General features: G+C 58.4%; 8 protein-coding genes. 3 read left to right on the top strand and 5 right to left on the bottom strand.

The features are described from left to right. A partial coding sequence (locus MP439_10820; GenBank protein MCI2976545.1) for an integrase core domain-containing protein occupies window positions 1-338 on the top strand: 338 nt, incomplete at its 5' end. 532 nt (window positions 339-870) lie between these two features. Here MP439_10820 and MP439_10815 read toward each other — a convergent pair. The 4 genes from MP439_10815 to MP439_10800 form a co-directional block, all read right to left on the bottom strand. Then, window positions 871-2,583, bottom strand: coding sequence for a choice-of-anchor A family protein (locus MP439_10815; GenBank protein MCI2976544.1), 1,713 nt, complete (start codon window positions 2,581-2,583; stop codon window positions 871-873). 610 nt (window positions 2,584-3,193) lie between these two features. Continuing rightward, window positions 3,194-4,342: a hypothetical protein gene (locus MP439_10810; protein MCI2976543.1), complete on the bottom strand. Its 1,149-nt coding sequence runs from the start codon at window positions 4,340-4,342 to the stop codon at window positions 3,194-3,196. A gap of 2 nt (window positions 4,343-4,344) precedes the next feature. After that, window positions 4,345-5,229, bottom strand: a complete 885-nt coding sequence (locus tag MP439_10805; protein ID MCI2976542.1) for a MurR/RpiR family transcriptional regulator — start codon at window positions 5,227-5,229, stop codon at window positions 4,345-4,347. A gap of 2 nt (window positions 5,230-5,231) precedes the next feature. Beyond that, window positions 5,232-6,590, bottom strand: a complete 1,359-nt coding sequence (locus MP439_10800) for a glutamine synthetase family protein (protein ID MCI2976541.1) — start codon at window positions 6,588-6,590, stop codon at window positions 5,232-5,234. A gap of 182 nt (window positions 6,591-6,772) precedes the next feature. On the opposite strand from MP439_10800, the gene MP439_10795 reads away from it, so the two are divergent. Both MP439_10795 and MP439_10790 read left to right on the top strand, forming a co-directional pair. After that, entirely contained in the window at window positions 6,773-8,275 is a 1,503-nt protein-coding gene (locus tag MP439_10795; protein MCI2976540.1) for an APC family permease, read from the top strand. Between the two features lie 368 nt (window positions 8,276-8,643). After that, window positions 8,644-8,790, top strand: a complete 147-nt coding sequence (locus MP439_10790) for a hypothetical protein (protein ID MCI2976539.1) — start codon at window positions 8,644-8,646, stop codon at window positions 8,788-8,790. A gap of 273 nt (window positions 8,791-9,063) precedes the next feature. Here the strand turns inward: MP439_10790 and MP439_10785 are convergent, their stop codons facing one another. Next, window positions 9,064-10,902, bottom strand: coding sequence for an ABC transporter substrate-binding protein (locus MP439_10785; GenBank protein MCI2976538.1), 1,839 nt, complete (start codon window positions 10,900-10,902; stop codon window positions 9,064-9,066). Window positions 10,903-11,209 lie beyond the last annotated feature (307 nt).

Genomic DNA, 11,209 nt, shown 5'->3' with positions numbered 1-11,209 from the left:
ATGACAACCCTTACTCCGAAGCCCAGTTCAAGACCTTGAAGTACCGAGGAGACTTCCCCGAGAGATTTGAAACCATCGAAGAGGCGAGGACCTTCTTTGGAAAGTTCTTCACCTGGTACCAGTACGAGCATCACCACTCAGGTATTGCACTCATGACCCCAGCCGATGTCCATGAGGGATACGCCGAAGCCATCACCGAACGAAGAGCCGAGGTATTGCGCAACGCCTACGAGAACCACCCCGAGCGCTTTGTCAACAAGGTTCCGACCCCACCCACCCTCAACACCCAGGTCTGGATCAACCGACCGAGTGAAGAGGAGATGAAAGAGAGTCCTTAGCCGGCCGGAAGTTAGCGTTTTGGGTATTGAACTCGTAGCTACTTCGTACATTTTCTGTAGAGACCTTCCGTGCTTGGACCGTGAGCTCATGGGCCGAGACCCCTGCACTCTCCAGAGCGCGCCGGACGGCAATCTCAGTATCCTCATCGGTTGCGTACTCGACTACTACAGCTGCTTGGTCTGGTGTCATTGACCTGTGCCCCCACTCCGCGCCTACGTCGGGATAATCCCCACTGACAAATTGAACATCTACCTTGGGTGTGACACTATTGTCAGTGTGCCCATTGGTCTGCAACTGGTTGAGAGGCGCGAACGCGGACTGGTCTCGCGGGTTGAAGCGAACGCTGAGGATCGGTTCTGAGGGCATCAGGAGCGCGTTCGTGGTGACCACACCGAGAGTAGTTTGTAACAATGCTGGTCGCAGCGGCTATCTTGGCTCTTACTGCTGCGAGCGACGCGCCGTCATCTGCAGCGCTCACACGCCCCTGCGATAGCAAAAGGGGTCAGTTGTTGACGAGCCTGTCGCCAATCCTCAGGACGGCTGACTCGATCTTCGATGGCGTCGGCGGATAGCTTGGGCAGCGAACGCCCCAGCTCCGAGACCGATCAGCGCGAGACCATCCTCGAAGGCCCCGGTGCTTGTCGTCGGTGCGGCCGGCGGACCGGTCACGAGCTTGACGGGTTGGGGCGTCGTTTGGGCAATACTTTTTGCTTCGGTAACCGGCTTCGAGGTCGATGTCACCTTCTGGGTTGCGGCCGACGGCGGAGTCGCTTGGTGATTGCGCGAGATCGGGTGTGATGGTGGTGTGGAGGTCGCGACCAGATTGGTGGTGACGGTATTGGAGGTAGCAACCTCCGTGCCGTCATAGGCAAGCGTCGCAGTATTGGAAAACGTTCCCGGTCGGATTGATGAGGCCAGGGAGAGGGGGATCGTGATCGTACCAATAGGTGACTGATTGGCCAAGTCGATGGGTGTGGTCGATGACGGAGCGATGGTACATGTGAGGACGCCAAGGGTGGTGGTACACGATCCGTGCAGGCCGTTGATCGTGGTGATCGTCGCCGACTGATAGGTCAGGCCGGTATAGGGGGGTAGGGAATCGGAGAGGACAAGCGGATCAGCGATGGTGCCAGTCCCGTCCACCGCGATCGTATAGGAGTAACCTCCAAACGGCGCGATTGGGGGAAGGGTTACCGACACGGGCCCCGTCGATCCGTCAAACGTCTTGGTGAGGCCAAAGGTCGGTGTGGTCGGTGTGGTCGGTGTGGTCGGTGTGGTCGGTGTGGGTGCATTCGGCTGTTGCAGCACTCCGGTGAAGAGGGAACTGCTGGCGTGAACCTCTGGGATCGCGTCAGCACCATTAGGTGAGATAGATCCAACGATGAGGTCTCCATCGATCTGAGCACCTCCCGTGAATGCGGCCGACGGGGCAAAGACGGTGCCTAACCACTCTGCGGTGCCAAAGTTTAGCTGCGAGGCTGACGCAAAGTTCCAAATGATGTGCGATGCACTCACTGTGGAGCTCGACAACGAGGTAATCTGGGCGATATGGCTCGTCCAGCGGGAGCCGACGTTGATCAGCACCGTGCTGTTGGCAGGGGCGTCGATCTTCACGGTCGTGTGGGTGGTGGGTAAGGCGACGAGCGATGTTTTCAGATCAAAGACATTGAGACGAGGGTTCGAGCCGGTAAAGGTGAGGACGGACCCGCCGTTGGAGTAGAGAGCCTGACCGGTCTGGCTCAGTGTTGACCATGAGGCGGCGTCGGCTTGGAGTGCGTTGGTTACCGTGGAGAATGGGAGCGGTGTGGCCGTGGTCGCAGAATATACCTTGCCTGATCCGTTGTTGTGGAGGGTGTAGGAACTCGATGACGGAGCTGGGTTCACGTAGATCGTGCCCGCCTCGACATTCAGGTCAGAGCCGTTCGCTATCTCGGGCGCCACGAGCGAGACTGGGCAGACAGCCCCACAGGCGCCGTCAATAGTAAAATTAGGTGCGGTCAACGTACCACCGATGGCCACCGCTCCGGTGGTATCGTTGCCCCGGGTGCCGGTTAGGGTTGCGTTCCCAGCGACATAGAGGCCAAAGGGGAACGGGTTCGAGGCTCCGAAACTCGGCAAACCAAGCGACGTCGGATTCTCCACGTTGGTCTGATTGGAGGCAAGGCGCGTCATTGGGGTTGTCGCTGCCGTCAGCACGAGGGCTCCAAGCAGGGCCCAAGCGGCCATAGTAACTGATCGCTGCATTCGATGTAACATCCTGGGTACTCCGGTTCGGTCAGAGCGAGGCAACAAGAGGGAGAGCCTGAAAGAGCTCGCCGACCTGAAGATGCCGCTAATTCTCACACAACGTACTTATAATACAAGTAGTTTAAGAAAAAAGTAAAATTTGGCTAAAGAAATCAGCACGAGAAACCGATAACTCAGTGTTATGGCTGAATAAGCGCATCGATTACGTCGCGGAACACTGGTTAAAGCAAATACACACCGCAGTGTCACCTCTGTCCATCACTGGCAACCACCAGTGGTGAGTTTGGAGGATCAAAGAAGCCAAATGCACCACCAATTCTCGCGGTCGCCGCTCGCTCGCTCCTCGCCCGTCGGTCCTGGCGACGCCAAGAGTTACAAACTCAACCAGGTGCAACGGTCAGCCTTGGCACGGCCCTGCAAGGCTCACAGCGAAGTCCATGGATCGCTCTGTTGTCCATGGAACTTGTCAGTGCACTTCAAGAGAGGAACCGCCGGTCGAGCGATTGATCCACGGCGGAGTCCATGGGCTACATGGCGGCCGTGATGCAATCTGGTCAATGGTGATCCCCTGGACGATAACAACGTGGAGTTACGTCAGGACGTGGACTCAGCTGAGCTGGTAGAGGTCCTTGGCTGTCTCGTGGCTCATCAGGGCAGCCATTCGAAACGCTGCGCTCGTCGACAGATAGCGTTGGTCCACGAGTTGGGTGAGGTGTTGGGTGAGGGCGGTTCGAAATTGTATAGCCCCGAGGTAGTTGAGCTCGGGCAACCCATAGGCATCTGAGGAGTAGAGCACCTTGGCATAGGGGGCAAGTTCGAGTGTCTCGGTGAGAACTTCGGTGGCGCGAGGGCCGACGAAGTTGAGCGCAAGGCCGAGGTCGAGGTAGACGTTGGGATAATCGTGGGCTAGCAGGGCGGCCTCGCGATGGTATGGGTAGCAGTGCAAAAGGGTGATCGCCGTGTTGTGCTGGTTGGCAAACTCGATGAGCGATTGCAAGTGACCCGGTCGGCCGGTGGCGAGTCGTACGTCGGGGTCGCCGAGGCCGATATGAAACTGCACCGGAAGATGGGTGATGTCGATGGCGCTGCGTACGAGATAGCCGATGACCATCGGATCGCTGATTCTCGTGGGATGATGGCGAAGCTCGTGCCCGAGTGCAAAAGCGACCTCAGAGCGCGATGCGCTCTCGCCCGAAAGTGCCAACCCACTCCGATAGGCGGCGATTGACTTGAGTCCCACCACCCGTGGATCGAGCCGTGCGAGCAAGTTGGGCCAGGCGTTGAGGAACTCCTCAGGTGATTGCAGCTCGTTGATCAGCGCTTCAGCGGTTGTTTCGATTCGTAGGATCTCGTGCACCCGAGCCTCGGTGAGCGATGCGAGCTGCGCCATCGAGAGCAGATCATCGGCGTGATAGCCGGTGTCTACGAGCAGATCACTGACTCCTGCGGTCATGAGTGAGCGTGTCACGAGTTCGCTGGGCGTAAAGGATCGTCTGGCCTCGAGGTAGGCCTCGCGGGTGACGGGGGCTTCGAGGCCAAAGAGGGCGGTGCCAACGAAGCGTAGGGTCCCAAGGCCGAGGTTTGAGTCAAAGGTAGAGGTTCTCGCTGCTCGAGCGTCGGGGGATTCGGTGAGGTTGTCCTCGACCTGTTGATCGGTCAGCGGTTCTGCAAAGAAGCTATGACAGTGATGATCGACGAGAGGTAGTTCGGCGATCGCAGCGGCCAGGTCATCGTTGCTGATGTGGGTCGTGGTCATGGTCACCCATGTCCTCGGTAGGAGCCAATGATTCGCTGGTCATCTTCGAGGATCTTGGCGGTGAGCTTTTCGTACTTGGCGAGTCGATCGGTGGCGGGTCCTCCGAGGCGTTTGGCTACGAGCGTCAACAAGGCCTCGATCAATGCGAAGGACGGCGTCAGAGCGTCAAAGACCCCCGATGATCCAATTGCTGAGGTCAACACGACGTCGGCATTTTTGGCAGCGGGCGAGAGGTAGGGGTCGGTGACGAGCAGCACGATAGCACCCTCGGCCTTGGCGACCTCGACGAAGCGGATGGTGTCGGGCTGATAGCGTCGATAATCGAAGGCAACCACGACCGAATGATCATCGACGTCGAGGAGCAGGTTGATGCGCTCGCCGGCTGATTGTCGTGCGACGCGCACGTTGGGCCGCAGCACCTGAAGCGACCACGAGAGGTGCTGGGCCAGCACATGGGATATCCTGCCACCGATCGGGATGATCTCACGATCGAGGTCACAGAGAAGCTTGATGAACTGTTCGAGTTCGTTTGGGTTGACGGAGACAAAGCTGCGAGTGACGGCGTCGAGCAGCTCCGCCTCCGAGCTTCCCAGGAGGGTGATCGGGGCGTGGCTATCGGTCGGCCCAAGCCGCTCGAGTGGCGATGCCAAGCGCGTGCTGATCTCACTTTGGAGGCGCTCTCGCATCTCTGCGATGTTCTTGAATCCCAATTTGGTGACGAAGCGTACAATGGTCGGCGCGCTGACGCCGGCGGCCTCGGCGATCGATGGGATGCCGGCGAGGCCTGAAACCGGATAGTCCTCAAGCAGAAGCCTTGCGATCTTGCGTTCTGATTTGGTGAGTGAGTCGAGCTGAGCCCGGATTACCTCGGCAACGGTGGTTTCCATGATCAATACACCCACCGGGTTTCGGCGACGATCTCCTCAGGGGTGAGCGACGCGAAATGTGCGAGTTCAGCCTTGCGGACGGCGATGAACGCCTCGGCGAGCTCGGGACCCATGGCATCGAGCAGGGGCTTGAGTGTCCAGAGCTTGGCCAGTGCCTCATCGAGGGACTGAGGGAGCCGAATCGCTCCCGGCATCCGAGCTGGATCAGTACCGACGGGGTCAGGTAAGGGCGGCCCATCGTCGAGGGCAGCGTGCACCCCAGCTAGCAGTGCGCCAGCGACAAGGTACGGGTTGGCGCTCAGGTCGAAGCACTTGATCTCTAGGTTGGCATTCGCCCGGGTGACCAACGCTGATTCGGCCACCAAACGCAGTGCCGCCTCGCGATTCTCGATCCCCCAGCACTGAAACGCACCGGCCCAGTGACTCGGTACGAGGCGTAGGTAGCTTACCGGGGAAGGGGCGCCAATGGCTAGGAGCCCCGGTAGCCAATCGAGCAACGTGGCGACGATATCCGCTCCCGGACGGGTCAGACCTCCGGGCCCATCGCCGCCGCCAAAGAGGGGCGTTGTGTCGCGAGTCACGCTCATGTGCACATGGCCACCATTGCCAACGCCGTTGACCTCGACGACGGGAGCAAAGGAGGTCATGAGACCAAAGGCGCGGCCAGTAGCGCGAATAATGGTCTTGGCGAGCACCACCTTGTCGACGCTCATCAGCGGCGCCATCGCTGGCAGTGAGATCTCGAACTGGCCAGGAGCGTATTCGGGGTGGAACTGTTCGATCATGATATCGGCGTTGCGGAGGTTGATCAGAAGGGTGCGAGCGTAGTCCGCAAGATCCACGATACGGGTGAGGCCATAGGCGGACCCATCGGTCGCTGCGATAAAGCTCGTGTCGGTTGCCCGTGAGAGGACCCATTCGATCTCAAAGCCCATCTTTGTTAGGACGCCGCGGTCTTCAAGGCGTGCGAGTTGGCGGCGGAGGAAGCCCCGAGAGCAGTTGGGATGTGGCTGGAGGAGTTGGTTGAATCTATCGACGGCTGCGAACGCCCAACCGGGCATCGCCGGGATTGGGGTGAGTGAGTCAAGATCGAGAAAGAGACGCAGATCGCCCATTGGACCTCCCGAGTAACGGGACTCGGTGATCTCGTCGTTGAACAGGAAGGCGTCAAAGACCGGTGACATGCCGATGCCTGAGCGCAGCGCAGCGTCGAGACGCTCGACCGGAATTGCCTTGACACGAGCGATACCTGCGTTGTCGATGTAGGTCGCGGCAATCGCGTCGATCTGGTGCTTGCCGAGGTGGGTCTCGGCGGCGTGTAGCTTGCCTTCATCGATCGCTGGTATCTGTCCCTCGGTCATGATGGTCTGCCCTTTCTGCCATCTGTGATGAGCTACTCGCAATTAAATGTTAACAAAAATACGGCATGCAAGGCAACTGAATCTGCTAAAACATATTCAGTGACCCCAACGACGCGCTCCTTGGTATCCTATCCACTGGTGGGCTCCCAAGTGGGTCGGTTGGTGTTCTAAAGGAGGGGGAGATGGCCAACCAAGCAGGTCCAAAGCTCGCAAAGAGCCTGTCGCTGTGGCAGGTTGTCGGTGTATCGGTCGCATTGATGGCGCCCTCGATGGCGGCCAATATCAATCCGCAGGGTTCGGTGGGGACGGTCGGGCGTGCGGTGCCCTTGACGTTCGTCATCGCATTGGTGGGGGTGCTCTTCATCGCCTATGTCTTTGCACGTCTCACCCAACGCTTTCATCACTCCGGTTCGGTCTATGGCTTCGTCGGTGCCACCCTTGGTCCCCGAGCTGGCGTGATCGCGGGTTGGTCGCTGATGGGTACCTATATCTTCTACGGTCTTTTGACTGCGATGGCGTCGGCGATCTTTTTGACGGCGCTCCTCCAGAGCCTTGCGATCTGGTCGTCGCCACCGACATGGGCACCGTTTCTGATTGCGGCCATTGAACTGGTAGGCGTCTGGTACTTAGCGATTCGACCAGCCAAGAACGGCACGCGAGTCCTGTTGGGCACCGAACTCACCACCGTGGCTCTGATCGTCATTCTGTCGACGATTGTGTTGATCAAGCTCATTGTTGGTCACGGACCACAAGGACAACACTTCACACTCAGTGTCTTTGAACCCGCCAAGACCATCGGGTTCTCCGCCCTCTTCTTAGGGGTGGTCTTTGGTTTTCTCTCCTTTGCTGGATTCGAGGCATCAGCGACGCTCGGTGAAGAGTCGAAGCGGCCGCGCCGGGATATTCCTCGTGCTATCGTTGGAACCGCCATTTTTGGGGGTGTTTACTTTGTCTTTGTAACGGCTGTTGAGGTAATGGGATTTGGAACCAGCGCCCACCAACTTTCCAGCTTTGCCAACACCGGATCCTTGCTCGGGACGCTTGGGTCAACCTATATCGCCTCGTGGCTCGGCAATATCGTGACACTCGGGACGGTGGTCTCGGCCTTTGGCTGCTCGCTAGCCTCGACCGTCGGCGCCTCCCGTCTCGCCTACTCGCTATCGCGAGATGCCTTTGGCGAGAAGGGAATCGGGGTTGTGAACGCGAAAACCGAGACCCCACTGCGAGCCGCCACGCTCATCGTTGGCGTGATCTTGGTAATCAGCTGGATCTCGGCGCTCGCCTTTGGCGCGACCGCATTCGATGAGTTCCTCTGGTTTGGGACCATTGGTACCCTCATCATCCTCTTTGTCTATCTGCTAGCGACGATCGGAGCTATGGCACTCCTCTTCTTCAGGGAGCGTGGATCGGTACCAACCTGGGAGATCGTCTTGCCGATCCTGGCTGGGGTTCTGCTCGTCTACACCCTGTATCGCAACGTGATTCCCTATCCCACCGGTGCCTCTGCTTGGTTCCCGGTGGTCTCCGGTGGATGGATCATCGTCGGTGTCGCCATCATCCTCGGAGCACCCAAACTGGCCGCGAAGGTGGGTAGTCGACTGACCCAGGCCGAGGGCTTGAGCTTGGAGGCAACGCCCAAAGTGGCTGCTGCCGAGCCCGAGCCACGACCGGTGGCAAGTGACTGATACGAGCAACTAAAGAGCGGTGCCGCTCGTTCGCGCGCTGTGATGGTACATCTCCGCCGTGAATGGGCGTCACATATCGGTGAGTCCTTGACACCGTTGCGCAACACCATAGGCGGCCTAGGACACTATGGATGTCCGACAGCCTCGCCTGTAACTCCAGGCGATTTGACCAGTAGGTCGTTGGGTTGAGCTGTCGGTAGACCTAGTGCTGGTGCATTCGCCGTGAACACCTCGCAGAGCTTTGATCAGCCGATGAAACAGACCGGCCCACGAAACGGAGGTGCCACTTCTCGCATGGGCCCGCATGATGGTGGCCAACGATCACCTCACAGCGGAGCTCCTCACGATCCTGGCCAAGGTTATCAGCGATGCCAAAATGGGTCGTTGAACGCCCTGGCCAGCGGGTGACCTCGTGTGATCACAGCGATGATCCGGCGCCCTTCGCTCACGGTTGTGCGATGGAGTCGATGAGTTATAGTCTGCAGGTGTCGAGCCGGGCACGGTTTGTCGGATAGGCCTTCGAAGCCACCGGCTTTCGGCCCGCTATGTGGTGGAGCGAGCGAACGCACGCAACCGCTTTGGCTTGGTCGACTTTGGCTTGCTCGACCCTTGGTTGCATGGGCCAGCATTTTGGCTGAAGTCATTAGAACACAGGCGTGCTGGTTCTCTTTGGTGAATCATCGGATGCCCCTCACAATGGGCGCGTCTTGAGCATATCGCCAGCACACACCAAGGGTGCGTGTTGTGACACCCTTGGTGGTTTGGACTCATCCGGGTCGGCGAGATTGCTACTTCGTGAAGTACCAGGTCTCGGGTGCGAGGTTGAGATAGGGGTTTTGGGTGACCCCACCGAGCTTCTTGGAGATTGCCGAGATCGAGTAGTCAGGATACGGCTGGTAGATCACTGGCAGCGTCTTGTCCATGAAGTTCTGGTACGCATCGAGGGCCCCCTGGGCGTTGGTAGCCGTGTGGGTTGCGTCGATCAACTGATTTGCCTGAGTGTTGGCGTAGTTGCTAAAACCGGTATGCCCTGGACCCGAACCGAAGAGTTCACCACCGGTTGGGTAGTTGTCTGGACTGTACTCCCAGCCACCGCCCCAGTTGACCATCTCCCACGTGCAGTCCGCCTGGGTGGCGGTGCAGTGAGGCTGATCGGAGATGACGCTGTTGAAGGGTTGAGCCGAGATACTCAGGTCGATCCCAACCTGCTTGGCCGCCGACGAAAGGGCCGTCATCTCCTGCGCAAGCGAGGTCACTCCTGAGGCGTAGATCAGGTTGAAGGTCATCTTACGACCCTTGGGGATATTGACCCCACACTCGGTCGCTGATGTCCCAGGACTCTCGCAGGTCATCACGCCATTGACGACCTTCCAACCATGAGAGGTCAAAAGGTTCTTCGCCGCCGAGATCGAATACGGATACTGGATCGTCTTCGAGGTGGCATCCGCAAAAGTGTTGCTTGGCTGAGTTGGCACTGGCGAGGCACTCGTTACTCCATAACCATCGAGGAAGTGGGTGATCCAGGCGGGCTGGTCGACGAGATGCTCGAGGGCTTGGCGGAAGTAAAGCTGTCGAAACACCGGCCCGTACGTCGGGTTGTTGAGATTAATCGGGAAGAAGTTGAAACCGAGGTCGACCCAGGGCTCGACGTTGTAGCCGAGTGATTCGACCGCTGCCTTCTGGGTAAGGTCTTCGGTCGGGATGTAACCATAGGTGATGGCGTTGTTGCCAGCACGTAGCACATTGAACTCAGCCGAGGCGCTGGTGAAGGGCAACTCAACAAACTCAGAGAGCGTTGGCTTGTCAGGGCCGGAGTACTTGGTGTTCGGTACGAAGACCGCTCGACCCTCAGTGGTGAAGCTGGAGAGCTTCCACGGGCCGTCGACGATTGACCAGATGGGGCTGGTGGCGTAGGTGGAGAGATCGGTTGCCTGCGAGTTCAACATCGTATACACAGCCTTTGCGCCCGCGGTCGTAGTGTCCGGGAGGTTTGCGGCATTCGGATTCGGTGCCGGTTGTGACAACGACGTGCGATCCCAGGCCATCGGCAGCGGTGTGATCTGGGAGAGCTCGTTATAGGTGAACCAGGTTGGATTGTAGGCCTTATTGAGGGTTAAGACAACGGTTGAGGCGTTTGGTGCCGTTGCCGAGACCACGTTGTCCGGGAACGCGCCTGGGACATAAGCTCCCCAGTTGGCCTTCTCAGCCTTGAGCAGGTTGATGAAGAAGAGGACGTCTCGGGCGTCGACCGGTGTGCCGTTGGACCACTCGTAGTGCTTCAACGTGATGGTGACGGTCTTGTCTCCGTTGGAGAAGACTGGCTGATCACCAATGGAGAGATTGTAGTTGATCGCCGCCTTGTTCCCAATACCGAAGTAATAGAGCGGGCGGTACATGAGCACCTGGAACTGAGCGAGGTTGTTGACTGAGAATTCGCCGCTCGGTGTGATCGGGAAGATGTAGTTAGGAGAAGCACCTGGCTGCTCGGCAAAGTAGGCAATACCACCCTTGATCGGCTTGGCAGCCGAGCTCGAAGATGAACTTGTTGATGAACTTGTTGAGCCACAGGCCGCTAAGAGAGCTGCCCCAGCGACGGCCACGGCGGAAAAACGAATAGAACGACGCAAGTGAGAAACCTCCAGAGCTTTTGGTTACAGCTTAGACATTTGTCACACCGCTGGGTGCCCTCTGAGTGAGGGAACCCTCACTTTTGGCGGTAATGGGCGGTGTGGCTCTGACGGCCGGTCGGTAAAAGCATGTGTCGCACTTGGTTTTGGAGATTGGTGACACTAGTGTGACGAGCGTAGGATTCATCGATGATTCGCCGAGAGAACTGGGCACGCTACTGGTACGGCCAAGTTGATCACTCTTCAGCATAGTCTACTGTAATGTCTGTATAGCAAGGTTAGTACCTATTGGGTTGCAGCACAGGAG

It is taken from the genome of Ferrimicrobium sp., assembly GCA_022690815.1.
In the GTDB taxonomy this organism is placed as follows: domain Bacteria; phylum Actinomycetota; class Acidimicrobiia; order Acidimicrobiales; family Acidimicrobiaceae; genus Ferrimicrobium.
The sequence above is the reverse complement of the archived record's forward strand: the minus strand, read 5'-3'. Positions and strand labels throughout refer to the sequence as shown.

Excerpts from the sequence above, each read along its gene's own strand:
- MP439_10815 (MCI2976544.1), bottom strand. The coding sequence starts at position 2,583 with ATGCAGCGATCAGTTACTATGGCCGCTTGGGCCCTGCTTGGAGCCCTC.
- MP439_10810 (MCI2976543.1), bottom strand. The coding sequence starts at position 4,342 with ATGACCACGACCCACATCAGCAACGATGACCTGGCCGCTGCGATCGCC.
- MP439_10805 (MCI2976542.1), bottom strand. The coding sequence starts at position 5,229 with ATGGAAACCACCGTTGCCGAGGTAATCCGGGCTCAGCTCGACTCACTC.
- MP439_10800 (MCI2976541.1), bottom strand. The coding sequence starts at position 6,590 with ATGACCGAGGGACAGATACCAGCGATCGATGAAGGCAAGCTACACGCC.
- MP439_10795 (MCI2976540.1), top strand. The coding sequence starts at position 6,773 with ATGGCCAACCAAGCAGGTCCAAAGCTCGCAAAGAGCCTGTCGCTGTGG.
- MP439_10790 (MCI2976539.1), top strand. The coding sequence starts at position 8,644 with ATGCCAAAATGGGTCGTTGAACGCCCTGGCCAGCGGGTGACCTCGTGT.